Origin of the sequence: Desulfosporosinus meridiei DSM 13257 (assembly GCF_000231385.2) — a bacterium.
GTDB lineage: Bacteria > Bacillota > Desulfitobacteriia > Desulfitobacteriales > Desulfitobacteriaceae > Desulfosporosinus > Desulfosporosinus meridiei.
Window position 1 is genome coordinate 4,661,543 of record NC_018515.1, and the last position, 24,745, is coordinate 4,686,287.

The 24,745-nt window shown below is 42.8% G+C and carries 32 protein-coding genes; 2 read left to right on the top strand and 30 right to left on the bottom strand.

What is annotated here, in order from left to right; all coding sequences use genetic code 11:
• Positions 1-16: 16 nt before the first annotated feature.
• From DESMER_RS21405 to DESMER_RS24805, 29 genes are all read right to left on the bottom strand, one after another.
• A complete protein-coding gene (locus tag DESMER_RS21405) occupies positions 17-1,306 on the bottom strand; it encodes a hypothetical protein (RefSeq protein ID WP_014905155.1) in 1,290 nt (429 codons plus the stop codon).
• A 2-nt stretch (positions 1,307-1,308) separates the two neighbouring features.
• A complete protein-coding gene (locus DESMER_RS21410; protein WP_014905156.1) occupies positions 1,309-2,139 on the bottom strand; it encodes a serine/threonine protein kinase in 831 nt (276 codons plus the stop codon).
• A 152-nt stretch (positions 2,140-2,291) separates the two neighbouring features.
• The gene (locus DESMER_RS21415) at positions 2,292-2,792 is read right to left on the bottom strand and encodes a hypothetical protein (protein WP_014905157.1); all 501 of its coding nucleotides are present in this window, start codon (positions 2,790-2,792) and stop codon (positions 2,292-2,294) included.
• 44 nt (positions 2,793-2,836) lie between these two features.
• Positions 2,837-3,682: an N-acetylmuramoyl-L-alanine amidase family protein gene (locus DESMER_RS21420; RefSeq protein ID WP_014905158.1), complete on the bottom strand. Its 846-nt coding sequence runs from the start codon at positions 3,680-3,682 to the stop codon at positions 2,837-2,839.
• A gap of 10 nt (positions 3,683-3,692) precedes the next feature.
• Complete coding sequence (locus DESMER_RS21425; RefSeq protein WP_014905159.1) at positions 3,693-4,058, bottom strand: hypothetical protein; 366 nt, start codon at positions 4,056-4,058, stop codon at positions 3,693-3,695.
• Positions 4,059-4,140: 82 nt separating this feature from the next.
• Complete coding sequence (locus DESMER_RS21430) at positions 4,141-4,395, bottom strand: hypothetical protein (RefSeq protein WP_014905160.1); 255 nt, start codon at positions 4,393-4,395, stop codon at positions 4,141-4,143.
• Positions 4,396-4,582: 187 nt separating this feature from the next.
• Positions 4,583-4,759 (bottom strand): CD1375 family protein, encoded by a 177-nt coding sequence (locus DESMER_RS23845; protein ID WP_014905161.1) that lies wholly within the window; start codon positions 4,757-4,759, stop codon positions 4,583-4,585.
• A complete protein-coding gene (locus DESMER_RS21435; RefSeq protein WP_014905162.1) occupies positions 4,756-5,034 on the bottom strand; it encodes a hypothetical protein in 279 nt (92 codons plus the stop codon). The genes DESMER_RS23845 and DESMER_RS21435 overlap by 4 nt, the downstream gene beginning before the upstream one ends.
• Complete coding sequence (locus DESMER_RS22710) at positions 5,031-6,125, bottom strand: hypothetical protein (RefSeq protein ID WP_014905163.1); 1,095 nt, start codon at positions 6,123-6,125, stop codon at positions 5,031-5,033. Before DESMER_RS22710 ends, DESMER_RS21435 begins: the two co-directional genes overlap by 4 nt.
• A 14-nt stretch (positions 6,126-6,139) precedes the next feature.
• On the bottom strand, positions 6,140-7,516 hold the full coding sequence (locus DESMER_RS22715; protein ID WP_014905164.1) for a hypothetical protein: 1,377 nt from the start codon (positions 7,514-7,516) through the stop codon (positions 6,140-6,142).
• 6 nt (positions 7,517-7,522) lie between these two features.
• Entirely contained in the window at positions 7,523-8,617 is a 1,095-nt protein-coding gene (locus tag DESMER_RS21450; RefSeq protein WP_242831020.1) for a siphovirus ReqiPepy6 Gp37-like family protein, read from the bottom strand.
• Positions 8,617-9,480, bottom strand: coding sequence for a phage tail family protein (locus DESMER_RS21455; protein ID WP_014905166.1), 864 nt, complete (start codon positions 9,478-9,480; stop codon positions 8,617-8,619). Before DESMER_RS21455 ends, DESMER_RS21450 begins: the two co-directional genes overlap by 1 nt.
• A 10-nt stretch (positions 9,481-9,490) precedes the next feature.
• Positions 9,491-12,229 carry a phage tail tape measure protein gene (locus DESMER_RS22720; RefSeq protein WP_014905167.1) on the bottom strand — a complete coding sequence of 913 codons (2,739 nt, stop codon included), beginning with the start codon at positions 12,227-12,229 and terminating at the stop codon, positions 9,491-9,493.
• Positions 12,226-12,453: a hypothetical protein gene (locus tag DESMER_RS21465; RefSeq protein ID WP_042334104.1), complete on the bottom strand. Its 228-nt coding sequence runs from the start codon at positions 12,451-12,453 to the stop codon at positions 12,226-12,228. The genes DESMER_RS22720 and DESMER_RS21465 overlap by 4 nt, the downstream gene beginning before the upstream one ends.
• Positions 12,454-12,530: 77 nt before the next feature.
• Positions 12,531-12,857: a hypothetical protein gene (locus DESMER_RS21470; protein ID WP_014905168.1), complete on the bottom strand. Its 327-nt coding sequence runs from the start codon at positions 12,855-12,857 to the stop codon at positions 12,531-12,533.
• Positions 12,858-12,899: 42 nt separating this feature from the next.
• Positions 12,900-13,463, bottom strand: a complete 564-nt coding sequence (locus DESMER_RS21475; RefSeq protein ID WP_014905169.1) for a hypothetical protein — start codon at positions 13,461-13,463, stop codon at positions 12,900-12,902.
• A gap of 5 nt (positions 13,464-13,468) precedes the next feature.
• Positions 13,469-13,828 (bottom strand): hypothetical protein, encoded by a 360-nt coding sequence (locus DESMER_RS21480; protein ID WP_014905170.1) that lies wholly within the window; start codon positions 13,826-13,828, stop codon positions 13,469-13,471.
• A complete protein-coding gene (locus DESMER_RS21485; RefSeq protein ID WP_014905171.1) occupies positions 13,825-14,250 on the bottom strand; it encodes an HK97 gp10 family phage protein in 426 nt (141 codons plus the stop codon). Before DESMER_RS21485 ends, DESMER_RS21480 begins: the two co-directional genes overlap by 4 nt.
• Complete coding sequence (locus tag DESMER_RS21490; RefSeq protein WP_014905172.1) at positions 14,251-14,562, bottom strand: phage head closure protein; 312 nt, start codon at positions 14,560-14,562, stop codon at positions 14,251-14,253.
• Positions 14,559-14,828, bottom strand: coding sequence for a hypothetical protein (locus DESMER_RS21495; protein ID WP_014905173.1), 270 nt, complete (start codon positions 14,826-14,828; stop codon positions 14,559-14,561). Before DESMER_RS21495 ends, DESMER_RS21490 begins: the two co-directional genes overlap by 4 nt.
• A complete protein-coding gene (locus DESMER_RS21500) occupies positions 14,829-15,026 on the bottom strand; it encodes a hypothetical protein (RefSeq protein WP_014905174.1) in 198 nt (65 codons plus the stop codon).
• 23 nt (positions 15,027-15,049) lie between these two features.
• Positions 15,050-16,273 carry a phage major capsid protein gene (locus tag DESMER_RS21505; RefSeq protein ID WP_014905175.1) on the bottom strand — a complete coding sequence of 408 codons (1,224 nt, stop codon included), beginning with the start codon at positions 16,271-16,273 and terminating at the stop codon, positions 15,050-15,052.
• Positions 16,274-16,311: 38 nt separating this feature from the next.
• Complete coding sequence (locus DESMER_RS21510; RefSeq protein WP_014905176.1) at positions 16,312-16,932, bottom strand: HK97 family phage prohead protease; 621 nt, start codon at positions 16,930-16,932, stop codon at positions 16,312-16,314.
• A complete protein-coding gene (locus DESMER_RS21515; protein ID WP_014905177.1) occupies positions 16,886-18,115 on the bottom strand; it encodes a phage portal protein in 1,230 nt (409 codons plus the stop codon). Before DESMER_RS21515 ends, DESMER_RS21510 begins: the two co-directional genes overlap by 47 nt.
• Positions 18,116-18,335: 220 nt before the next feature.
• Entirely contained in the window at positions 18,336-20,090 is a 1,755-nt protein-coding gene (locus DESMER_RS21520) for a terminase large subunit (RefSeq protein ID WP_014905178.1), read from the bottom strand.
• Entirely contained in the window at positions 20,083-20,466 is a 384-nt protein-coding gene (locus tag DESMER_RS21525) for a hypothetical protein (protein ID WP_014905179.1), read from the bottom strand. Before DESMER_RS21525 ends, DESMER_RS21520 begins: the two co-directional genes overlap by 8 nt.
• Before the next feature lie 85 nt (positions 20,467-20,551).
• A complete protein-coding gene (locus tag DESMER_RS21530; protein ID WP_014905180.1) occupies positions 20,552-20,914 on the bottom strand; it encodes a hypothetical protein in 363 nt (120 codons plus the stop codon).
• Between the two features lie 7 nt (positions 20,915-20,921).
• Complete coding sequence (locus DESMER_RS21535) at positions 20,922-21,215, bottom strand: HNH endonuclease (RefSeq protein ID WP_014905181.1); 294 nt, start codon at positions 21,213-21,215, stop codon at positions 20,922-20,924.
• Positions 21,216-21,344, bottom strand: a complete 129-nt coding sequence (locus tag DESMER_RS24805; protein ID WP_282433042.1) for a hypothetical protein — start codon at positions 21,342-21,344, stop codon at positions 21,216-21,218.
• Between the two features lie 592 nt (positions 21,345-21,936).
• Here DESMER_RS24805 and DESMER_RS21540 point away from each other — a divergent pair.
• Together DESMER_RS21540 and DESMER_RS21545 are read left to right on the top strand one after the other, a co-directional pair.
• A complete protein-coding gene (locus DESMER_RS21540; protein WP_014905182.1) occupies positions 21,937-22,722 on the top strand; it encodes a GIY-YIG nuclease family protein in 786 nt (261 codons plus the stop codon).
• Positions 22,723-22,933: 211 nt separating this feature from the next.
• The gene (locus DESMER_RS21545; RefSeq protein ID WP_014905183.1) at positions 22,934-23,782 is read left to right on the top strand and encodes a hypothetical protein; all 849 of its coding nucleotides are present in this window, start codon (positions 22,934-22,936) and stop codon (positions 23,780-23,782) included.
• Positions 23,783-24,021: 239 nt separating this feature from the next.
• Here DESMER_RS21545 and DESMER_RS21550 read toward each other — a convergent pair whose 3' ends face one another.
• Positions 24,022-24,534, bottom strand: a complete 513-nt coding sequence (locus DESMER_RS21550; RefSeq protein WP_014905184.1) for an ArpU family phage packaging/lysis transcriptional regulator — start codon at positions 24,532-24,534, stop codon at positions 24,022-24,024.
• Positions 24,535-24,745 lie beyond the last annotated feature (211 nt).

Below are 24,745 nucleotides of genomic sequence, written 5' to 3' on the forward strand. Positions count from 1 at the left end.
GGTTCTCCTATTTTATTTATAGGTATTCATCCACAAAATTATCCAAAACTTCTCGCCAAACACTTATATGATTTCCATTTTCACTTAAGGGATTTCCTTTCAGCCTGCCCTTCATATATTCCATTTTTGCCTCTGCATCCTGAAGCCATGTTTGAAGATACCCTATTCTATCCCCTATAGAAGGTATTTCCCGAATATGCTCTGCTTGTTGAATTAAACTAATTACTCTGTGCTTACTAGCCGCACTTGTATTACTACGGCTTTCTGTCCAAGATGGTGGAACCACAATTTTTTTGCCTTTTACTCCTAGTGATTGAAGTAGTGGATCACTATGAATAGTTATAATATCTGACTTAAGGTACCTTAATAATTTTAAATTAACAATTTTCTTAAGATCTCTTTCTGAATAAAAATCCCCGATTAGACTTGTTGAATAATACTTCGGTAATGACATGCCTCCATCTTTATCTACGAAGTCATTCAAACATAATCTTCGCTCTTTAGTTGAATATCCACTTCCAAATGCTGTTGCACCGACAGCCAAGCACAATAAACCGAATGCATCTGCAAAATTTATAATTACTTTTTTATCTTCCACGTACCCTAAATTATATGAGAGTTCTAATAGCACCCTCGCAATATTGGCCTCAACAATCTGGAGCGAAGAAGTACTCTGCTCTACAACAATATAGTACCCATCTATTTCTGATAAAACAGACGCATTGTCTAATAATGTTTGAACCATTTGATTATCATTAATATCACAATCAAGTAAAGCCTTATCGGATATTGCAATTGTTGCAAGGAATGGCTTACTGTAATTACCTTTCAGCTTACTTGCTGCCTTTAGCCATTTAAGTTGTTCACTGAACTGATCTTCGCGATTAACAACAAGTGGTGTGGGAATAATTAGATCTGTAACTCCAACTAGTTCTTGAAGAGCAAAGCAGGACTTTATACATTCTTGAATTTCTAATTCGGAAGAATACGATGATAGACTAACACTTAAATCCCTTGAAGAAATAATATTAATCTTTCCAGATATACTCTTGGTCGTTCTTACTTTTGGCTTTGAACTCTTCGTTTTTTCATACCAAGGATAAGAACAAAGATTTGAAAATGTTTTCTTACATCTATCCTTATCGATACCATGAAGGTAATATTGAGGATCAAGCAGTACAGTAGATAAATCATACGCTTGCCTCTTACATAGCTTGTCGCTATTAATTGAAGAGCTGGCCATTATAACCCCCTGAGGGTCTACCCCATCTATTGTACCGAAATGACCTCGATTATATAAAAACAATGTCACTCAACTCCTAAAATATCAAATATTTCCGTCCAACCTTTTGGTCGCTTAAAAGCACGAAGTTCTGTTAATTTATAAATAACCTTTTCAAGAGTATTAATAATATTTACTTCTTGCGGAAACTTCGGTATAGGGGTATTCAACATAATATCCTGCCTGAAATTATAGGGATGATACCCAGCCAAGCATTGATATGCAACAATCCCAAGTGCGTACAGATCAGCCCGAAGAGTAAGATTCTTTCTCCCAAGAAACTGTTCCGGAGCAAGATACCCTTTTGTCCCAAAAATAATTCCGTATTCAGTTAGTGATTCAGCATCGGCATCAAGATGTTTTGCAAGCCCGAGATCAATCAATATAAAGTCTCCATTAGTATCGAGAATAATATTTTCAGGTTTAATATCACAATGAACCACATCTACCGCCCATAATGCCTCAATCGCTAGAGAAATACAATGAATCAATCTTATAGTTTCCTGTTCAGATAACTTTTTTCCCGATTCCAATAGTGCTTGGAGATTATCGCCACTAATAAAGTTTGTGATTATATAATAGCAATCTAAACCCCTTATTACCTTTTTTCCACTTCCGTATAAAGTTACGAGGTAAGGAGAATCAATTTCTTTCAATTTAGCAATTTCAAGTTCAGTTCTACGATGCTGATGATCAGGACCATAAATTTTCAACAAAATTTCGCGTTGTGAGTTATTATCAATTGCTTTAAAGACAGCTCCTTCTGCCCCTGGCTTAAGACTATCAACAGATTTAAGGTTAGGAAATAATGATATAACTTCAGCCTCTAATAAAGGCGGCAAAAAAGGCGAAATCATTTTAGGCCTCCTTAAAATTTTAATAAGTTTATAATAGTTCAATAATTTACAATATACTATTATGGCATAAAGTTAATGACGAATTCCCACGAAATTAGTCTTATAAATTAAAAAAAGCCCTCTCGCTTTGAAGAGGGCTTTTGTCATAATAATTATACAGATTGTTGTACTGGTTTTAACTCCAGATTAAGCACCTGCGATGGTGTTTCCGATATAGATAGCACAGGATCTGGCTTCTGCCCTTGTTGCTTCATCACAAAGACAGCCGCCTCAGCCGTACTACGAATAACTTGTTTTAGATCCGGAGTAATCTCGCGGCCAGTAAGTTTAATCATATTCATAGCATATTCGGTGGCCTGATCTTTTCTCAGTTCCGGAGGTAATTGCCCACTATTATAAAGTTGCTGCGCCGAATGTACCCCAGTTTGTGTAACCTTGAGGATCGTATCAATAACGTTATCTACCGGATCAGGAATAATTGGTTCTAATACTGCATGTACAGATTCAACGGTATCCACGACAGCACCTGCAACCTGCAGCTGCTTCCCTGTATCCCTGCCCTGTTTGACTAACGTCTGGATACCGTACATCGTCCCAAAGAAACACATCAATGATAAACCAGCAATTAATAATGTAATCGTTTGAACACTCATCTTATTTCCTCCTTTTTAAGTAAATTGGCAAGCGCTTGGGAATATTAAGCTCCAGTAGCGCTGACTGCAGCTGCAGTATCTCCCCAGGTCTTTCCGGAGAGAATCGTTTCGTTTGGATGGCCAACGGATCCCCCGCCAACGATAGTTAAATGCTCTGCCTTATAAATGTCTGCCGGGGGAGTTTTATCATCAAACCTGAGAAACACTGCACAGTTTCCAAGCTTAATTGACTCTCTTCGCGCCGGTACCAGGTAATCCTCAATTCCATGAGCTAAGACCGCCTCTTTCATCTCATAGACCTCCTTTTTAATAACATTCGCGCTGACACTTACGCCAAAATGATCACCAATCCCCTGAGCGATGGCCAGAGCAGCCTGATCTATTTTGGCTAAGATCACGCTTTCCTCAGAATTAATAAAACCGTACTCAATGAGCACGGCCGGCATATCTGTCCACTTTAATACATACCAATTTGCATATTTAACTCCGCGGTCAACCATTCCCAGTAAAGCCATTCTCGCCCGGATAGCCTTGGCCATCTTCTCTCCTTCACCACCGGCTGCTAAAGCATAGACTTCGTTCCCGTAAGCTTTCACAGCTGCCGAGTTATTATGGAAGGAATAGAATGCATCGCCGCCCAAGGCATTTGCCACTTTTACCCGATTCTTTAAGTCGAGATCATCATTGTATGGTGCTGGCTCACAGAAGTCTTTATCTGTAGCCCTAGTGAACTTTACTTGGAAGCGGCCGGTTGCTTCGAGGATCGCCGCCGTTTTCTTGGCCAGCATTAAGACGTTATCCTTTTCCTTGGTCGTTGGGCCTACTGCTCCCGGATCCGGGCCGCCGTGGCCCGGGTCGAAGACCAGGTCATATATTTTCAATTCAGCCAAATTACTCACCTCACTTTCCAAATATGCTAGCTAAAAACTCAGGGTTGACGTTCTGTCCAATGGCTGCAAGCGTGATAATAATGGCTATAATTACAAAACCCTTGATGATCCATTGTCCCCCTGGGGTTTGCCAAAAACCTGCTTCTTTTGATGACTCTTCGTGTAATGTTTCTAAGGTTGAAATCCGCTTTTCCATCGTTTCTAATGTCTTAGAGGTTGTCTCTAACAGCTGAGTAAGCTGAGTGATAATGATCTTTAAATCTGTTATTGTCTCACTGTGCGCGTTTAATCTGCGTTCAGCTACCTCAAGTTGCTTATCTAAGCCTTTATGAGTTCGTTCACAGGATTGCTCGGTGACTAAGTTTTCCCCCACCATAGCCCCACCCCTTCTTTGATTATTGCTACCAACAACAAGCTCCCAATACCGTTAACTTGGCCTTGGGAACTTATTGTGCGCTTTATGATTTATTGGTGTCCTTAAACTTAGCCAAAATGTTGCATGCAGTATCACAAGTTCCAACTGCACAGATTCCAATTAGTAACCCTTTCGCAAAACACTCTAATATTGAGGCACACTGCAGCAGGCCAAAGCTGCTGAGGATACCTAAAGGAATTGCGAGCAAGTGTGCGATTCTTCTACTTAAGCCTAACTTCTCGAGAGACTCTACAATTGCGTAGACAAATCCGATCAATATTATCAGTTCAGCTGCCATAGATTACCACTCCTTCACAAACCAATAAGGCTTGTTCTCCTTCTATGGCATAGTATGTTGATGATTCGGAATCCGTGAAAACACTCTAATTAAGCCCTTCTTCGAGATATAAAGCAGCATTAGTATCTTCTAGGCAATAAAAATAACGCCCCAAGGCATTTAACTTCTCTGGAATCTTCACTATGCATTAGCCCAGTATGGCTATCTCCCTCGTAGCTACTTCCATCTCTACCTCGGTTCTCAATGTTGTGTTTGTTCCGTTTAAAAGTTCCCATTCGGTATTGGGTACGTCTTCGATGGTCATTCTCTTACCCATTACTAACGTCGCATAGGCGTTTACGAGTCTTTTTTGAACTGCTGTCATATTAATCCTACCTCCATCAAAATATTTATAATCAATATCTCTGTCTCAGCTTTTGCAATTTCATCTCTGGACGGGATAAGGCTATCCAGTAATTCTTGCTCCTCATGTATTGCCTCCACCTGTGCCGAAGCCTCCTTCATTTCAGCCTGTGAAGGCAATTGGAGGTCATGGTTAAGCATAGTCACAGTTGTGATGTCGTTGGTGGTAATTACGATGAAGTCAACATTATGCTTAGCCTGGGGGTAAATATGGGATACAGCCTCTACGTAGTTCATAGCATCGCCTCCAAAGAGCTTAGCTGGTATTCAATGAGGATTCCCATTCCCCCATTAGTTGCTGACACAGCCGGAACGGTGCTAACGTTGCAGGTACCATTTACGCCCTTAACCCCACCATCTAGGACAATCTGTGACGGTAGGATATCGGAGTCGGTAATGGTTATTAGGAGTCCTCCCCCACCGCCTCCACCGCCTCCACCCGAAGCACCCCAGGTATTCTGGTTCAAATTAGCCCCATTGGAACCAGCTGTCCCGTTGCCTCCGCTAACATCAAGGGTGATGGTATTGACGATGGAGGGGGATATGACAGTCAGGAATCCTCCCGCTCCACCTCCGCCACTTCCCCCAGCGCCCTCGTAAGTGAGGGATCCATTTCCACTACTATTATATCCCCATCCACCTTTACCGCCTGCACCTCCGAAGGATCCTCCTGCCCCCCCGGGTCCACCCTGACCCCCAGAGTTACTAGAGCTGGTAGTCCCCCCGGCGGATCCACCCCCACCGCCATCCGAGATGGGTACCTCGGGAAACTGAGTGGTTATTAGGGCTGGAATGAACAGGTAGTTTAAATATTGCCATAGCCACCCCTCGGGAGCTATACCGAGAAAAGAATTACTGCCTATGCTACTATATGAGGCTCCTCCGGCATTATTGGGGGCTGATTTCAGCCCCAGGGCTGATATCGAGCACCCGGAACTGGGATTGCCCGCCTGGGGATTAGAGTTGTCATTGGTGTTAGAATAGGATCCAGGACTACCATTACCTCCAACTGATCCTTTGGCGGTTATAATACCAGTACCAACTATGCTATTGGCAATAATTATTAATGATCCTCCAGCAGCACCACCAGCTCCCCCCTGTCCAGCGTATGAGAAGCCGTTTTTTGCTAAACCTCCGAGGGGTCCTGGGGCCACGGTGAGAGTTCCGTTTACGCTTAGGGTCCCCTTCACAAAAACCACAGACCTGTGGGGAAAGGTTAGAGTAACTCCAGCGTTGATGGTTAAATTATCGTAATGATAGACTGAGTCCGTTAGGGTCTTATGCGTTGAGATCGTTACATCCCCGAGTATTCCACTTCCGTAATACAATTTTATTCACTCCCCTATAATTTAATAATCTCAAGGGTACTATTGGCTCCCCCATGTTTGTAGCCTGCGTTGGTGGCCGGAGAATTGACAGCGGTATTTACCTTATCTTCGCTTTTCAAATAGACTACCCGGTGCATTTTAAACATAAATTTATTGCCACTAGCTGTTGGGGGGTCAGAGATCCAGATGGTATCCACAATGCTTTCCATGAGTCCATTAATAAATAACCCGTAATTAAACTCATACCTATCGGTAGTGGTATCGAATATAAAATCAAGGTTGGATAATATCAAGTAATATCCATTCTCGGGGGCAGTATAAAATTGCCCGTTTGTTAAAAGTGACTCCTCGTCGCTAATGGTGTTGCCGAAGGTTACGGTATTCCATCCAACATACGATGTAAAGGTAGTAGTACCTTTGGCCTTTAAATAGTGTCTTGGGGCTAGCTCTAATTTTAATATTCTCCGAAGTAATCCCATCTGATTAGCAAAAAACATCTTCATCGAGGGGGCTTTTCTTAGGAACTCCCGAGGAACTTGTACATCAGCTCCGAGAGGAGTAATGCCACCTGCTAGTCCCTTTCTGTGGGGAGTTGAAGTCACCATGTGAGCGTTGATGACATCCGAAGTATCATCGAGGTCTTCGGTAAGTGAGTCAATTTGGAGCTGGAGGTTTCCAGCGGCATCAACGCTTAATTGATCCTTCATGCTGTTAAACCAAATGATAAAATCATCCTGAAACTGGGCTTCCACAGCATCCTGATCAGCCTCGATGGCTAATACCCAGGCGTCATAAGCATCTTTTTTGTCGGTAGTCCACGTGCTAAAATCCCCATCGTATTCTGTTTGCTTAGCTGCGTACCAATCCATGTACTGGTTAAAGATTGCCGTGGTATCTACTTGAATTAGGCTGTTGACCCATCCGCATTTGGTGGTATCCATTCGCAGATCAGTAATATTAGCTTGTGTAACTTCTATTGCACCGGCACCGATATAAATCTCAGCCAGGGCCAATTCATAGATATCAGCATCCCTTTGAATCGCCGGGGCCACCGGCAAGCTGGCAAACACGCCTTTTTTTATAACCGATGTGATCTTTCGTAGAACGGTATCCAGCCTGACCACTAATAAATCTTTCCGCTTTAAAGCACCGTCAGCGACATCTATTGGGATTACTAGATCGGAATCGTTAAGGTAATAATACCCGTTTATCCATGCCTTGCCCGCTTTTAAGAGAACAGACATCCCCCCGTTGGCCATAGCTTGAAGGCTTGTCGTTGGGTTGGGGAATACGCCGGTCGTAATAAAGCTGTTAAAATACGCCGCGTAGTCAGATGCTTGGTATTTTCGATCGCCACTGACTGAATTAAAAAAACTTGATTTCTCCGCCAATTCTTATCACCTCATTTTCTGTTTGATTTTATCGAGTAATGTTGGGATGCTGTTTCCAAAGGTGACATTAATCCTTACTCCAGCTTCCTCGTAGACCTCTTGAATTTCAGTGATTCGTGCATTTATAGTAACGCCCCATTTTTTACGAACACAAGTCACTATATCCCCAAGATCAAAGTCAGTTTTGTAAACCAGGTTAGCATTTAGATTTATGACACTGTCAAAGGTTCGGTTCTCTACTCCTTCAGAGAGCTTAGAATTACCTCGCTCCGTTAAAGTTTTCAAATAATCTGCATCCGACAAAGTTACGCCATTAACAACGTTCGTAAGATCCTTGGCGTCCACAAAGTCCTCGAATCGGTTTAACCCTGTGGAGGATCCAACGGTTACGAGCTTTCTAGCTGTACCTTCACCCATACCCCCTACAAGGGCTGTATCCCGATAGTTATTGATGCTCTCGGTATACTGTTGCGTGAGAATGTTCTCAAACTCTTTACTGAAGACCGCCCGCGGATTAACGCTTTGATTTATGGAACGATCTAATCCCGCGTACACATCGAACACTAACTTTTTATTGGATGTATCAAAGCTAACCCTATATCCCAAATCAGAGAGTGAGCATAGGTTCTCAATTTCATCCAAGAGGTTTTTATAACTCACTTGATAGTTAACTGTTTGAGAATAGCCTTTTAAGGTGCCTAAACTAAGGTTTGGTATGATTCTTTTATTATCCGTTGGAGTAATGCTGTGCTTGTTTACAAGGGTTCTCATGGCATTTTCTGCTGTGCTCTGAAGTATCTCCTGGCCCCATACAATGCGTCTGTTCAGATAGGCCGAGAGAAATTTTCCCTTAACGACGAGAATTTCTTTACCTTCCACGTCTTGATCCATTTGCCTGAATTCAATGTACCCTGCTTCATCATCGTTATTCTTCCAAACGACATTCCCCCTTTGGAGCATATCAAGTGTGTAAGCATCTAAAGAACAATGCAGCTCGAAATCGCCGCATTTAGAATAACGGCGATTCCACTGCAAGGACGTGAAATTATCCATAACCCCCAAAAGGTTAAGGTCTGAATTGTAGATATACAAATCCATCATTACACCCCCAGATACTGAGGCATGTAGTAAATGGTTACCTCAAGGTTGTCTAGATTTGTGTCTGAGTTATACCTAAAAAGATTATCCCCTACATCCAACTGTAAAAAGGTACTGCCAACGTCGATGTAGTTAAAAGCGTTCGTTGTGACACCATTCAAATCACTCCTAACCTTTTTGTTGCCAAAGTATGTGGAGACCGTAATTGTTTCGCCAGCAATCATTTCTTTATTAATTTTGATGAATTCCTGAGTGTTCACATTGAGGATAGATGGATTCGTAAGGGTTGCAAGCGCCTTAAACTCTACTCGCATTCCACACTCAACATCGCCGCCATTAAATACATTCACGATCAAAGACGGTTCTCTATGTCCCATCTCAATGCCGTCTTCAGTTAACTCTAGCTCAAAGCTAAAATCACCCACCCAAAGAGCGATCTCTTCCTTTGATTCATCGATATCAGTCCAGAAAGGATTACTGGCAGTCATGGAGATTAAGCAGTCATCGTATGAAGTGTCCGTTATCTTGAAAAATGGCATCTTGTTAATGAGGCATTTTACTTTTCTCTCCTTAACATTATCCTTGTAAATTAGATACCCCTCTCCGTATTTCGGGTTAAATATGGCGTTGATTTCGTCTCTATAGGCCGTCAGTTCGTCCTTAGATTTAGCCAATAACATAACAGTAAGGGTTATGTCCCTCTCGTTTAAGGTATTGCCTAGGTATGTCCTCCCATCCTGGTTAACCCCTTTAGAGTTATAAATGGTTACATTGTTAGTCGTCTCAATTTTCTGCAGCAAAAAAGGAGCAGTATTTGATAGTTCAATACTTACCCCTTTTGCATTGACATAGGTCACCTTCCGCACAATACCCCCCCTAGAATGCTAACGCTAACTCTTGCAGGGCTCTTTTGTTTTGCCTTGCTGTCTCGGCAGGGCTTACAGCTGCAGGGCTGTAGATGTTCACCGTTTGATTGATAGCCTTCGAATTATCGGCATTTCCTGCAGAGGCTGAACTTTTAACGCGACCTTCAATCATTTTTTTACTAAGAACAAATTCACCCCTTTGGGCGATAATCGGAACCTCATCGGGTCGAAGGTCTAGTCCAACCCACCCACCCTCGTGGAACTTCGCATAGTTTTCTTCATACTCTTCTTTTGAACCGTTTCGGTATAAAGTTTGACCAGTTTTATAATTAGTAATCGAATATTGACCCGTCTTTTCATTATACGAACCAGATTTAGTGTTAATGGTTACTTGACCATTCGTTTCAACAACATTACCTACACCTTTGACATTAGTAATACTAGTACCACTTGAGCCTCCACTGCTTCCTCCTCCTGATCCAGAAGAATAAGTTGGTTCTTTGATACTAGATTGCAATGCCTCGGAAAACTGTTGGCCAATGGTTGTTCCGGCAGTAACAAAGGCCGACGCTTTACTTGTGACCGTGCCCACTATGTTATCCATAGCGGCACCCACGGCAGAGGCTTTATTTCCAATGCCCAGAATTAAGCCATCAATGGTGTACTGACCAACTTCTTGAAGTACCGTTGAAGGCGAGTGGATACCCAGTATTTTCTTAATCCAGTTAGGCAGGGATGAAGCCATTTCCTCTACGGTGCCTTTTAGTGATGCAAGTTTATTGCTGATTCCATTAATTAAGCCCCGAATGATGTCTTGACCGATCTGCATTAGGTCAATATCTTGAAGAAATTGTTGCGATTGATTCCATTTTTCAACGATGGTTGTTCTGACAGCTTCCATTTTGTTGTAGATAGCTGTTTTGATCGCTTCCCAGGCATTTGAAATATCTGTCTTTATTTCGAGCACCTTCGCCGAAATGTATGCCTTAATAGCCTCCCAAGTGGTACTGAGCCAAGTCGATATACCCCCGAAGATCTCAATAGTTTTGGTCTTGACCGTTTCCCAATTCGCAATAATCAGCACTGCAAGTGCCATTACTGCTGCCGTGACCCATGCCACTGGCCCCATAGCCATTACCCAAGCCGACGCCATCTTTGCGGCGTGTAATAAACTCTGTACGCCCATCCATGCCCATTTTGCCACCACGATGGCTGACTGCACTACTAATATAGTTACCGCTGCCACTGCTCCCACTCCTGTTGCAGCCCATGATGCTACAACCACTAAAGCGTGCGCAGTACTCTTTAGGCCCATTAAAAGCCAATCTGCAACTACCTTGGCAGATGCTATTCCATTGACAATTGCTGTTTTTGCTGCTTCAATCCCCATGACTATCCAGGCATTAATCACGACCGCAGCGACCGCTCCAACAATAGGTACTATAATAGCCTGGTATTGGACAAACCAATCAATAATCCCACTAATAGTTTTTGCTGCTTCGTCAATGGCTCTCCCTGCCACGGTAAACGCATATTCGATCTCATTTTTGATCAGCGGCATATTGGTAATAATCAAGTTCGTAAATTCATTAACTTTTGGCATTACTTTTTCACCAAGGGGGATGAGGATAGACGTTTCCATGTTTCGTTTTATGCCTTGAATTGCGAGACCAAAGGTATCATACTTGACTTCGTTGATTTTTCCGAGTGCATCCGTTGTCTTACTTATTCCCCCCTGAGTATTCGTTAGGGCCTCCATGCCTTTTGCTCCAATATCTTCCCACATGGTTCCAAAGAGAGCGACCCCTGCTGCTTCCTTTGCAAGTGGATCCTCAAGTGCAAATATTGCCTGAGCCGTCTTGTCAAATGCCTCTTTTGCACTATCTCCACCTTGAGCAAAGGCCAGTGACATTTTGCCAGCATCTAAACCTAACGCTTGAAACGCTTCGGTAGATGCTTTGCTTCCATCCTTGGAACGTATACCAAACTCTTTCATGGCATCGCCTAGTTTGTCGATATCAAAAACACCGGTAGCTGCCCCGTTCGCCATCATGTTGAACATTTCTTCGCTATTAAATCCAAGCTGTTCGAAATGAACACTGTACTCATTAATAGAGTCCAAGAGGTTCCCGTTTTTGTCGAGACCCTGTTGTGCACCTTGGGCTATAAGGTTAAATGCTTCATCGCTAGTAATCCCAAATCGCTTCATCATCATGTCTGCAGTTCTTGTGCTTTCCGCGACCTCAAATTCAAAGGTATCTCGCAGCATTAAAGCATCTTTGGTCATGTCTTCAAGCTCTTCGCCTGTTGCACCAGTTTGCTTTCCGACTTCTGCCATTGCCTTAGCGATGTCCTCAAAGTTCTCGCCAAGATTAGCATTGTAAATTTCAAGCAACGTATCTTTCATGCCGATCATGGCTTCATCGGTTACCCCGGTTTCGGCTTGAATTCCATTAAGTGCCTTTTTTAAATCATCACTAAAGCTAACTGCAAGTCCACCAACCGCCAGAGCCGCCGTACCCATGGCCAGGACTATTCCGGCGCCCACCTTCGCAGCGCTGGACACCATTTCGCCGAATGTTTTTGCTGTGCCCTGAGCGCGTCTGTCGGTGTCGTCTATACGAGCATTCGCGGCATCATTGTCGATTAAGATTGATCCAAACAGTCTAAATATCTCTATTTTTACCACCTCCCATTCAATGGCATAAGAAAAACAACCCTTGTTAAAAGGTTGTTTGTTTTGTGTCATTGCTTTTTGGCTTCATGCGCTACAATAATCGGTAGCAGCTCATCAATAATCTCCTCGGCCGTTATTTCTGTGTGCTTCAGTTGTGGTTTGAATAATTCGTTCTTATAATCCTCAAAGCTTTGAGGGTGGATATACCCCAGTACCATATAAGGATAGAGACTGTTCCACATATCCCAAGCCCATTCCTCTTGCTCTTTGGTAACAGCTTTTGCAAGTAAGCGCACCAGGTGTTTGAGCTGTATTTTGCTGGCTGAATTAACACCATAATGGCTATACAGTAGGTTGATTGTTTTTGGATAACCTACCGTATAGCATCCTTGAAAAAACCAACGGCTTCTTTATCTGAGAAGATTTCTTTGAAAGAATTCATGGTCGTAATAAAGTTCTGTGCCTTAATTTCCTCGACTGCCTTGTCCTCGAAAACAGCGACAATCTCAAAGACTTCGTTTTTAACTTTGCCTGAGTTCTTAAGGACAAACTTAAACAGGTTAATCCCTGCACTCATTTGGTCAAGGCTCTTGCCTTTGTTTTCTTCCGCAACCTTTTTGCGGTATCCGTCGAGGTCTAGTTTATCGTATAGATCCACCACATTGGGGAGCATGTCAAAGGCTTTTTCCGTTGTTAACATATTTAATTCCTCCAAAATTAGGCGGGGGGTCCCCGCCTTTTGTTATCCTGCTACAAAAGGATCTACAATCGCTGCAACATCTTCGATTTTGTACAGGTCTGCGGCATCATCAAACGCATCCCAATGCGCCATGATCTCAAGCCCAATCTCAGCTTCGCCCTTTGGCTTTGCAGCCAACTCGAAGGAGGATTCGCTCATCGCGTTATACAGAGTGATTTTTTTGTACTCGTTATTCATGAGCTTCGCGAACATAGTCACATTGTCCAAGTATGCGGTGTCTTGTATCCCGCCAATATTTGCGCTCTTGGCTGTGATTGTTTTCGCCGTGCCGTCGTAGGTCGCCCAGGGCATTGCGATAGCTAGGGTTTCCATGCTTGTGTCTAGGACCGTAACGCTCAGGCTTGCCGTTACACTCTCTAGGACTTGCATGCCCTTGCTTTTGCCATTGCCTCCGTCATATTCGATGTCCCTGATTGTTGCATCGACCTTAAAGCCCCCGCCCCCTCTAGTGGGTCCTAATCTGCGCTGTGTCGCTAGGCCGTAGTCCGCAAAGACGATTCCGTAGTCGACTTGGACGTTTTCGAGTTGAGTTTGTGTAAGTGCCATATTTATCACCCTTTCCTAAATAGTTTTCCTGAGAAGTTGTACTGGCGACGCTTGATAGTTTTGTCATCATCGATCAGCGGGAGCATATTTTCGAGGTAAAAAATTATTGCCATTTCAGGGTTTGTGACCGTTGTTTTGTCCAGGGTTTTAACGCTGGTCATAAGATTCTCTAGTTCGGTAGTGTCAGGGTTTTTGCTCCATCCATCCACACTTAGAGTACATAACTCGAACCCTTCGCCATCAGGATAGAGCTGGAAGTCGAACACTAGGTAAGGAAAAACCGCTGTCGATGGTGCCTCTTGGAAGTAGGCACGAGGGTGGATTGTTTTGAGGAAAGCCGTTAAGGATTTCCTTAGTGCGATCATGAATCCGCCTCCTCATCCGCTACCTCTGGTAAGCCGTTTTCTCTTAGGCTCTCGATTTGCCTGATAGAGTCAGCTTGCAGTTCGCGAATTTTGGCAAGGTTACTGAGAACAGGAGCACGAAGGTAATCGGTTCCCTTCATCCTTACCGTACCGAATTGCACTAGGTGGGCATGGAAAGCATATTTATAACCCTTTTTCTTAGCTCTCGCCCTGCTGTAGACTCCGATTTGAAGAACGGGGGTTTCATTCGCCCTTCCTTTTACCCATGAGCCAACATTCTTTTTAAGCACACCTTCATGAATAGGAACTGTCCTCTTGATTTCCTTTCTCAAAAACTTTGCGGTTTCCCTAAGTGCTTGTTTTTCCAACTTCGCTATGGCCCCTTTTACGGCTCGGGCATTTGACTCAAACTGCACACCCATTTACACCACCCCATTCACAAGACCCTGACAGGTAAGCTCTGTGTCCTCGCTGTTAGGCTCAAACGTGCGAATAATGTTGTACTCCTTGCCGTCGAATTCGAGCTTTCCTTCTCCTGCATATTCACGAGTCCACACAACAAAGCTTAGTTCTGGTCGAAGGCCGGTTGCTTTCGCCTGGTAAAATTCAGACTGGCGTATTGACTTTTTTTCGGCAAACACTAGGCGCTTTGTTTTGGCTTCGATAAAATCGCCCATATCATTTTCGCTGATAGTAGTACTAATCAGGTAGATTGCTTGATCCGGTCTATTCATGGCATACTCACCGCTTTAAGTTGAGTCATAAGAATATCAAATGCTAAGCTGAATTTTACTTCTCCGCTTTTTAGATACCAAATATCATTTACGCCAACGGTAAGCGTTGCAATCCCTAACTCGTTCTCGACGTTCTCAATCGTTACTCCAGCATTCATCATGTACTGTTTTACTGCGATTGCTTTGATTGAGAGAGTCGAATCTGTATACTCGCCAGTAATCCCTAAACCGGTTTTTACTTTCTCCAGTAATTCTTCGTTCGTCATTTACTCACCCTCTGCGGGATCTAAGGAAAACGGGACTAAGACAATAGTTAGCCCCGTTTTTTCCATCTCATATCGAAGCTTTTGAGATAGTTCCTCATGCTCCCGGACCGTGAGTGGCCTTGTTGCTTTCAAATAAAGAACGCCCTCAGTCTGCTTTACTTCAACAGCTTCAGGCGTCTTGCTTTTAGTTCTAGCCATTTATGCCACCGTCCTTAAACAAATTAGGTTCCGGAGTAGCTGTAATAGGCAAAGGTGTTCTTAGCAAACAATGGTTTACCTCCGGAGTACAGCTTGCCTCGCCACACGGTTTTATCCTCGGAGAACTTCTCAGAAGCATTGGCTTCGATGACAAAAGCCTCTGATTCATTGACAATATAGGTTGAAAGATCACCGTACAGCACAGAGTCCGTATCCGGCATTTGGGAAGTAAACACCACCGGCTGCCCGGCAATTAAGTAATTGGATTGACCAGGACCGCCTTGCACTGGAAGGACGGATACTAAAGGCTTCCCGGCGGCATCGGTGATTGCGAAAAACCGCTTAAAGAAGGTACTGCGCTTCATGACCCAGGTAGCATTATCTCCATAGGGACTCTCCACCTCTGAACAGATCAAAGCAATCTGCTGCCAATCCATCAAGGAATAGGTTTTGGCGGCTGAGGGTGCAACTTTAAGGGCTGCAATAATTCCTTGGAAGGTCGAGGTATCCACCGCGCCGTTTAACACGTAGTTTTCAAGTAAGATCCCAATGTACTTACCAATTTCCATGGCAAGGAACTTTTCAAAGGCCGGAATGCTGTTTCTGAGCAGCAGATTCTTAACAACAATCGTTGCCACAACGGCCTGCTGTGAAATTTTCACTTCGGTAAAGGTGAAGTTGAGGGTTACTGTGCCGTCGGGATTCTCCGTCGGTGCCTCCGTGGTACCAATTGGCAGGGACACGTCCCCTGTAAAGCCAAACTTTGTGATAGCCGTGTACAGTCGACCGTATTGTTTGATGACGGAATAGACATTATCGAGAGTGGTTTGGGGAACCAGGTATTCAGCACCGCTGGCCACACTTTCGCCGTTCATATCCGTTACAGAGCGCTTACCAAAGGCCATAATGTCGGCGTCTGCTTCACTGATTTTCCCATTGAGATAACTTCGATAGAAAGCATCCCTGTACTTTGCGCTTGAGCGATAGTTCTCTTCCGTTAGATCGCTATGGTTTTGCTTACCGAACATAAATCCTCCTCGTTTCTCGGTCTCCGGTGCTTCCTGGAGCCTTTCATTGATCTCGTCCAAGCGTTCAGACATACTTCTAAGGTTGTCGGCGACTTCGTTCATGTCTTCGGTGGACATATCCCGATGATTTTTAACCTTGCTCTTCAGCTCCAACCGCTTTTGTTCCAACTCTGACTTTTCTCTGCGGAGTTCCGCCGCCTCTTTTTGGGTTAGTTTCATGGATTCGTTCCTCCTCTTTCTTCGTTATCTTGTAGGGTTTATAACTGACTGATCAGATTCATTAAGGCCAATTTAAGAGCAGTATCGTCAGCCGGTGCAGGTGTCTCAGGCGTCTGCTCTTCGGTAATAATGACCGTTTCTTCATACGCCGGGAAAACGACGATACTTACCTCATAGACATCATTAATCTTGAGGATGACGTCAATTTTGTTTTCCCAGTCCGTGGCGATCATGGCATTGTTATCGAACCAAAAGGACATACCATCCACAATTTCATTTTGAACTCGGTCAAAGACGTAATCGTCCAACCAGGTATTTCCTAAGGTTACCTCAATGAACAGGCCGACTTCGTCTACAACCGTCCTCATATTCTTCCCTGCTCTACCGAGCACCCAGGACGTGGCATGATCCCACAATAAAACAAGCTTTGAAAGATCAACCCCTTCCAAAGCTTTCTTATCAACCTTCTCGATCCACTTACTCCCGCGATAGGGGCGTCCCGGTGTGTCGAAGAGAATTGGGTACCCCCGCAATCTCCTGACGTTTTGGCCATCTACCTCTTCGCTGATCGCTCGAAATTTTGACCGATCATCATCAAAGAGCATGCGCTTTTTAGACTGCTGACTCAGGGGTGACTTTTTCTCCGCTTCCTTGCTCATCGCTCTCTCCTCCTTTCTGCTCTACCACATAGCTCCCGGGACTTAGGACTTGAAAGTTTTTGTTTTCCAAGAACTTGTCTAATTCCGGCGGCCCTTTGGTGATGCCGAGCCGTTTTCTGATCTCATTGCGGTTCATGATGGTTCCATAGACCATTTCTTTGTAAAAGGCGGTCTTAGCCGCCAGGGTACTGATTTCCAAGTCCACCAATTCTGCCTGAACGCAATTTCCGTGAAAGATTTCTGTTTCACTGAATAAGGCATAGGTGGAGGTTTCTTCGATTTGCCACACCCAGGGTTTGATGGTGTTGTCCACAAACTGTTCAAACTGAAGTTCTGAGGCGGTTCCGTTAATGATTTCGTAACTGACTCCAAAGTAGTTATAGAGTTTTCGGGTGATGTCATCCAGCAGCTTGGTATCCAAAGGGTTGAGCTTCATGTCAAGATTGTGGACTTCATACTCAGCGCCGATCATTCCGAAACCGGTTGTGTTTTCAGCCGTGAGAAACAGCTCTTTAAACTCATCCAGCTTTTTCTTCATGTCTGAGCTCTTCAGTTGAGATTTAACTTGCAGCAGAGCAGCAATTCTCTGGCTGTTTTCGCTGTCCTTGACTGCTTGATTTTGCATGGTGTTGACAATTTGAACATAGTTTCCGGAGGCCTGTTTACTAGATCCTTGTTTACCGTCCGGGAAGCGCTGCAGGTGAATTAAGTCGTCATAATAAAAGGGATAGCTTCCGCCTAACGTGACGATAATTCTCCCCTGGGCATCTTGGTTGAACTCACCAAGCGTAAAGGGTAGTGGCCAAAGCCAGCGCAATTTGCCGCTATGTTCATCCCATTCAGGCATAATAAAACAGTTATTAGTCAACAGCACTTTCGTCATGCAATGAGTCCAGAAAACCTGGGGACACTGATAAGGATTGGTTCTTACCTTCAGGACAAACCCCAGGCGGTCATTGACTTGATTCATGTTACCTTCCGTGTCTGCCCGGATATGGTAGAAGGGAATGCTGGCCACTTTTTCGGCGATAAAGTTAATGGCTGTCCGGATTTCCGGGATGTTGTAAATATTCCCCCCGAAGAGCTGCGTCAGAGAATATCCCCGGTTCAGCAAATCAATGACCTTGGCAGCGGTTACTTTTTCTTTCTGAAAGTAACCGGCCACATATCTTAAAAAACCCAAATGATCACCTCTTTTCTACGGCTGAACTCTAACTTATCCCTTGCTAATCGTTGGCCAACCATGAGCCGTTATGCATAGGCGCTCTATGGTGTTTGCGACAGAGCAGGCTGCTTCTGCATTCAGGGGTTACTTTGCTTTCAAGATACTATCTTGTACTTTCTCCAAGGCTTCAATCTGCTTTTCGATGATGGCTTTATATTCCATAAACCTTCCTCTCTTTCTACGACTGATATTCTTCGAATAAATCCTGTACTTTTTTATAAGCAATATAGGCCATTAAATAGCTCATATACCCGTCAATTCTCGCCTTACTCTTTGCCTTATCCGGCTGAATGTTTGCGTTGGTGTCGATCTTAGCTGCCGTATTCGTGGTACACCACCGGAAAAGGCCATTGTGTCTGCTGAACTGTACCACTTTGTCCTCAAAGAGCGATCTCGTTTCCTTCATGGGTTGGGAAAGACTTTTTGCTCCCATGGCCACGGAAAAAACCACACCGCGACCTTCCTTGTTCTCTCGCGGAAAGCCTGCTATCTCCATGTCGCTGGCGAAGTCCTCATAGTGCCAGCGGTCTGCACCGATCTTCCAGAAGGTTACCCCATAGGTTTCGGCCAGATCAACGTACCATTGGACAACATCCTTCCTGCTTACCATGCTTCCCTCGCAGATATGCAAGAGCTCATGGTTAAGTCCATCGCTTGCCCCAGTGCTGGTAAAGCTTTCGTAGGCCATTTTATCGGCCTTGCTGTTTTGCTCAATCCTTGACCGGGCAATGAAATATTTTTGAAAGAGATACAGCTTACCTTGGATCGGTACCAGGGCCGAGGATGCACAAAGGTCTGTGGTCTCGGAAATATCGCTGGCACCAACAGCATAGCGATCCTGTATCATATCCTCGATCATATCGATGGCGCATTGATCAACAATGGGGAGATCAAAATAGATCATGCTTAAGGAGCTGGCCCGGTTAAGATGCTTAGCCAAGAACGATGGCATTTGCGCTGGATCTTCCAGGGCTTTTAGATATTCCCCTTCGAGGTAGCTCATAGTGGGTCTGGCTTCCCCTAATCCTGGGTTAGCCTTGATCCAGCACTTACGATCCTCCGGCTTGTCGTCATCGTCGATCCGGAAGATCATCGGGAAGACACGTTCTTTACTTTTTCCGTTTAAGACCTTTTTGCAGCGCTCGAAGATGCTGTCAAAGATTCCTTCGCGGACAAAGCCAAAGGTTGAGATGATAACATTTAGTGGTTGAGCTCGAGCTCCTTGGGCCGATGAGAAGACATCGTAAGTGTTACGGTTTTTGATGGCATGAAGCTCATCGATGACAACTCCATGAGGATTTAAACCGTCCTGTCCTTCGCTATTTTTACTGCCGGCTTTCATGTATGAGTTGGTGGCAGGAAACAGGATCATCTCAGTGTTGTCTTTATCCCTCTTAGTCCGCCAATGTTTTTTGGGATTATCCTTGGGGGTCAGAACATCGCTAGTCTGCAAAAACGATTTCGCCGCTTCATAGACGATGGCTGCTTGAGTCTTCATGGTGGCCAGACACCAGACCTGAGCAGCCGGTTCTCCATCGGCCATTAAGAGAAAGTCTGCAATGGCTGAAATGAAGGTGGACTTGCCCCATTTTCTGGCCACGAATAGGATCATTTCCTTGAAGTATCGAACCGTCATCTGCAGTTCGGTGTCGTAGATCTTAAAACCAAAGATGCAGGCGGAGATATACTTTTGCTCAATGGACAATTCAAAGGGCTGCCCGGCCCACCGGCCTTCCTTGTGCTTAACCAGCTTGCAGAAATCAATAAAGGCCTCTACGTCGGTATCGTCGTAGAAGACCTTTGGGTTTTTAAGTAAGGATTCAATGAGTTTCTTTAACTTTTTGATGTCTTTACAATGCTTTTTGGGCTCTCGATCAACATAATCATGCCAGCTTTTTATATATTCCGGAGCAATAACCTTAGGCTTAGCCACCTTTCCCCCGCCTTAGGATAATCTTTTCGAAGGCATCCGGCTCCGAGGCTTTGGGTGGAGGACCCTGCGGCGTTAAGTCTGTCAGCTGCTTGATTATGCTCATGTGGTTCTTCACCATCGTGTTGTAGATCTCAACCTCAGGCGATTTCTTTGTTCCGTGTTGGTTTTCTCCGTTCTGATATTCAGAGACTGTGCCTTCTCGGTTGATGGTTTCCTGCAGATCCTCAAGGGTTATCGTCATGAAGGCGGCGTTGGTGATCAGCGATAAAACTCGGTTCATGGTATCTTTGGGCATATTCTTGAAAAGACGCTTAAGTCTTTGGATCTCTTTCTTAATTCGCTCTTCTTTCGATAAGTCTTGAAGTTCCTTTTTCATGGTTTTATCACCTCCCCACCACACCCCCCTATACAGATCTGACTCGCGTAATAAATAACCTTCCCTCCCCGGTCCCTGGAATTTATTATTTGTTTTCAGAACCCGGGGGGGATGATTTCTTAGGCAACATACTTAAAGGAACTACTGTTCCCGAACATTTATTACATCTTAATCCATCTATTATCCATGGCTTATTATGGCTGATTGTATATCCGCAATCAATGCATTTATGCGTGGGCTTTAGCTTCTTGACCTTGATTGGATATCCTTCTGGATAGTCCCTTTGTAATACACGCATACCTAGTATCTGTTGGCATTGATGTATCCCATTTGTAAAATCAGTCATATCTGAAGTGTGAGTTATCTCTAGTTTTGCAAACTCATTCCATGCTGCTTGAAGCGCATCCATAACTCTGCCCTCATGCTCCGTTAATCCGTCTTTTCTCATTAATATATCAACTCCCTTCTTGGCTAATTGGCGGTATTAAAAAGTCTTGCAATCCTGTACTTCTTCCGCTTTTATGGTTATGACAATCAGTGCAAAGGTATTGCAAGTTTTCCGGATTATATGCTATGTTCCAGTCATGCTTGTTTGCATCGGTTAACTCAATAATGTGATCTACTTCCTTGCCTGGCTTAATGATGCCTTTGGCATGGCATTCTTCGCAAAGACCGTTAGCTCGGATTATGACAAACTGCCTCGCTGGTTCCCATTGTTTATTCTTGTAGACTTCTGGATGCCTTGCCATTTACATTGGCCCAGATATACCTTTGTTCGACCTCATCAACCGATCAAGCGCTTTAAATCCCTTTGTATCCTCGAACTTAATCTTTGGATGAGGTTTAATTGGCTTTTTCTTTAGAGCCTCATTAGCCATGTTGCCCTCCTTTTAGGCATAAGAAAAAAAAGAGCCTCTCGGCTCTTGATCCCTTTGGTATTAGTGAACACATCAAAGACATATTTCAAAAATCTTCACAGCTATACATTAACATATAATCGAGGTCTTTTAGTGCCATGGCACTGCCACCTTTATGCCATCTTACTGCCAATCGATGAACAATTAAAATTTAGCTAAAAGTATTGTCATTTATCAAAGGAATTGGAAAGTTATTGTAGAAAATATTTTAGATGGTTATCTAGAAAAACTGAACTATTATGCTATTGGTATCTACTATTTCATGTGCTGATAATGGGAGCATCCCGACACATGTCTTGTATTCATAGAGTGATCTTCCGACACCTGTGAGAGAAAAGCAGTTAACAAATTTTCGATATTCAATTCAGAGGAAGATGAGGATTTTCATGAGTATTAACAAATAACTATTTTTGTCAGTTCGTGGGACAGGGAACTTCACATAAACAGTGAATTTGCAAAACTTGAGAGGATATGAATGTAATAGCCAAACTTCGCAAATTCACAGAACGTCAGGCACCATTAATAAAACCTACTATAAGAAAGGAGACTTTATTTGTTTGGGACAATAATTCTAGATGCGTTTACTAAATCTGAAACTATGGAAATTATCGAGGCTTTGGATGAATTGGTCAATCCATTAGATAACTATGGTTGGGCTTCAGCAGGTATATATAGTTTTTGGAACTATTACACCAAAGAATTGCTTTACATTGGATTAGCTGTAGACCTAACGGAAAGATTTAAGCAGCATAATGGTATAATCCCTATGGATCCAAACGGATGCAAAAAGGATAAGATAGAGGAATATTTTGGGTCATGCGATAAACTTGGCTATACAATATTTGTACAATCCTCAATGTCTCAACCTGCTACTCATAGAAATAAACAACTATGGAATGGACTTGATATTAAGATGTTTGATGTTCAAGATTACCGTGATGACCTGGTTAGGGATGACATTCGAAGAGTTGAAGGTATACTTATTGAATCATACCGAATAAAACATGGGGATTTGCCACCATGGAATAGAGTTGGGGGATCAATACTCGGTCAGCAATCTGTTAATCCAGGGAACTATAATGAAATTGTTGCAAGTTTTAGTTCTATGGATCCTAATTTATTAACGGCTAGGTATTCTCTAAGGGAAATATCTAATAACCCAACATTTGAGAGATACGAGAACACTATGCATGCAATTAGAATGCATATGTTATTATGGGGGATGTCTTTTGGTGAGGCACGAAACCTTATTAAGAGATCTGATAGTACTGGTTTTTTCGAAAAAACAATACAGGAAATGAACCGTGCAGGATATTTTAAGCGACTTCTAGCGATATAAGAGATTTATCTGAGCTCACATTAAATTATAGACAAATATTTTAGTAGGGACTATATAAACGAAATAATCTATTACAAAGTTAAATGATGGAGACTAACACGGGATTCCCGACACTTAGAGGAAGATACATCCCGGTTGGGATGCGTTGGGAATCCTTGGACATTGCGCGTTAATGCTTTAGGGTTTTAGTTTAAATTGAAGGAGAACGATTATGGATTTTTTGGGAACATGGGAATCTGTGTTAAGCATTGGAGGAATTATTCTAGCTATATTTGGTATATTAGCAACTAAGTATTATTATGATAAAAGTGAAAAAAAGTTCATTAAAGCATTAGAAACTGAAAGAGCTCGGATAAAAGAAGAGTACAGTAATTTTCTTGCGAAGAACTTAGTAAAAATGAAACTTGAAGAAGAAGAAATCATTCTATCAAGAGAAACAGTAAAATTAAGTATTCTGGGTAAGTTTAATAGAACAAATATACTATCAGAACCAAACGATAAAGAAATTGATGAAATAATTACAAGAACTTATTCCATCATAGAAGAACAGGAATTTGTTAGTACCTCGGTTAAAAGATATATTCTAGAATCTCTTTCAAAGACTATACAACAACAACATACTTTAAAATCTGAAACTATCGAAAATAGGTCAGAAATAAGTAATTATCAACATCTAATAGATATTTCAAGCACGCAATTGTTATATATATTATCTGGTTTCAGTTGTCTCTTACTAATAATATATTATGGGATAAGTCATTATGGTATTAAATCCGAGTTTTTGATGAGTGTTTTAATAATGGTTTTTATCGCTATCCCTTTTATGTTTATGGCTAATATGCCTTTTAATTTTTTTAATCCGAGTTTATCGTTTTACTTCAAGTTACATTCATATTTTAATATTGGTTTAGTTACAGTTCTTATGTTAATAGGGAAAACATTAAATAAAAATGATCCTTTATACAATGTATTCAGTAATATTATAATGTGGAGTTTGGCTACTCTGCCAATAAGCTATTTCTTGTTTATTACCATTAAGAAATTTAAGAAAAAAGATTAGTTGTCTTGTAACATGACAAACATTACCCCGTATAGTTGTTTTACTACATCCGAATTACATTTAGGGTAGTAAAATTATAATAGCTGTTTTAACCAAATTTTTTACCATCTCTCATATCCAACAATATTAGGGCTAGTAATTTTCCAGCCAACTTATAATTATTCAAATTTAGATGAAGAAAATTTCTTTAACTTAAGTGAATGCAATTTAAAGACTCGCACAAACAGGCGGAAAGGCGTCTATGAAAGAGTAAATTCATTCCATCCCCACTCTTCGAAACTAATCTGCTCCCTACTAACATATCCAAACATCTGAGCAGCCATCACTATCAACTCCTCTTTCATCCTGTAATACGACCTTACAGCCATCCCAATTTCCCCGGCTATCCAGAAATCCTTATTAAACCGCTGCATATACTTAAGCTCTATCAGCTTTCTCTCCGTTTTCCCCAAGGAGCCAAGAATTATATCAACCTCATGGATCTTGTGCCTCAGCTCCCTAATCTCGGTTTCAAGCTCCACTCTCCTATCTACATAGCTGCCCGTCTGATCGCCTGTCTTTCCAACGGAACGTCCAGGGCTTAGGCTAATCTGAGCCGTATTACTAGGAAATTCGTTCTCAAGTTGTGCATTAAGTATCTGTAGACGAAGTTTGTCCTGCGTGTAGGTCGTAAACCGACGGATTGTTTGTCGGTACCACAACGGCTTTACACGCTTTTTCTTTTCCTCAGTTGCGGCTTCAGTTGTCTCCAAGCCCCTTACCTCCTTATTCTCATTTAACTAACATCCTGTCCTTAGAGTTATTCACTTGACCCACAAGCAAAGCAATGCATACTAGCGCCAACCTTGACAGTCTTACCCCCACACTCTTTGCAGCCAGCACCTTCCCTGTGGTAATAACAATTTTTCATCTTCGGATTCTTAGCAAGGCTTTTTGCCCTGCACTCCTGGACATCATTTTCAG

What these genes read in the sequence shown, in the direction of transcription:
- DESMER_RS22720 (WP_014905167.1), bottom strand. Translation starts at nt 12,229, where the DNA reads ATGACACAAAACAAACAACCTTTTAACAAGGGTTGTTTTTCTTATGCC.
- DESMER_RS21450 (WP_242831020.1), bottom strand. Translation starts at nt 8,617, where the DNA reads ATGATGGATTTGTATATCTACAATTCAGACCTTAACCTTTTGGGGGTT.
- DESMER_RS21410 (WP_014905156.1), bottom strand. Translation starts at nt 2,139, where the DNA reads ATGATTTCGCCTTTTTTGCCGCCTTTATTAGAGGCTGAAGTTATATCA.
- DESMER_RS21530 (WP_014905180.1), bottom strand. Translation starts at nt 20,914, where the DNA reads ATGAGAAAAGACGGATTAACGGAGCATGAGGGCAGAGTTATGGATGCG.
- DESMER_RS21500 (WP_014905174.1), bottom strand. Translation starts at nt 15,026, where the DNA reads ATGGCTAGAACTAAAAGCAAGACGCCTGAAGCTGTTGAAGTAAAGCAG.
- DESMER_RS21495 (WP_014905173.1), bottom strand. Translation starts at nt 14,828, where the DNA reads ATGACGAACGAAGAATTACTGGAGAAAGTAAAAACCGGTTTAGGGATT.
- DESMER_RS21415 (WP_014905157.1), bottom strand. Translation starts at nt 2,792, where the DNA reads ATGAGTGTTCAAACGATTACATTATTAATTGCTGGTTTATCATTGATG.
- DESMER_RS21480 (WP_014905170.1), bottom strand. Translation starts at nt 13,828, where the DNA reads ATGATCGCACTAAGGAAATCCTTAACGGCTTTCCTCAAAACAATCCAC.
- DESMER_RS24805 (WP_282433042.1), bottom strand. Translation starts at nt 21,344, where the DNA reads ATGGCTAATGAGGCTCTAAAGAAAAAGCCAATTAAACCTCATCCAAAG.
- DESMER_RS21470 (WP_014905168.1), bottom strand. Translation starts at nt 12,857, where the DNA reads ATGTTAACAACGGAAAAAGCCTTTGACATGCTCCCCAATGTGGTGGAT.
- DESMER_RS23845 (WP_014905161.1), bottom strand. Translation starts at nt 4,759, where the DNA reads ATGACAGCAGTTCAAAAAAGACTCGTAAACGCCTATGCGACGTTAGTA.
- DESMER_RS21510 (WP_014905176.1), bottom strand. Translation starts at nt 16,932, where the DNA reads ATGAGCAAGGAAGCGGAGAAAAAGTCACCCCTGAGTCAGCAGTCTAAA.
- DESMER_RS21545 (WP_014905183.1), top strand. Translation starts at nt 22,934, where the DNA reads ATGGATTTTTTGGGAACATGGGAATCTGTGTTAAGCATTGGAGGAATT.
- DESMER_RS21505 (WP_014905175.1), bottom strand. Translation starts at nt 16,273, where the DNA reads ATGAAACTAACCCAAAAAGAGGCGGCGGAACTCCGCAGAGAAAAGTCA.
- DESMER_RS21485 (WP_014905171.1), bottom strand. Translation starts at nt 14,250, where the DNA reads ATGGGTGTGCAGTTTGAGTCAAATGCCCGAGCCGTAAAAGGGGCCATA.
- DESMER_RS21490 (WP_014905172.1), bottom strand. Translation starts at nt 14,562, where the DNA reads ATGAATAGACCGGATCAAGCAATCTACCTGATTAGTACTACTATCAGC.
- DESMER_RS21535 (WP_014905181.1), bottom strand. Translation starts at nt 21,215, where the DNA reads ATGGCAAGGCATCCAGAAGTCTACAAGAATAAACAATGGGAACCAGCG.
- DESMER_RS21425 (WP_014905159.1), bottom strand. Translation starts at nt 4,058, where the DNA reads ATGGTGGGGGAAAACTTAGTCACCGAGCAATCCTGTGAACGAACTCAT.
- DESMER_RS21475 (WP_014905169.1), bottom strand. Translation starts at nt 13,463, where the DNA reads ATGGCACTTACACAAACTCAACTCGAAAACGTCCAAGTCGACTACGGA.
- DESMER_RS21525 (WP_014905179.1), bottom strand. Translation starts at nt 20,466, where the DNA reads ATGAAAAAGGAACTTCAAGACTTATCGAAAGAAGAGCGAATTAAGAAA.
- DESMER_RS21435 (WP_014905162.1), bottom strand. Translation starts at nt 5,034, where the DNA reads ATGAACTACGTAGAGGCTGTATCCCATATTTACCCCCAGGCTAAGCAT.
- DESMER_RS21430 (WP_014905160.1), bottom strand. Translation starts at nt 4,395, where the DNA reads ATGGCAGCTGAACTGATAATATTGATCGGATTTGTCTACGCAATTGTA.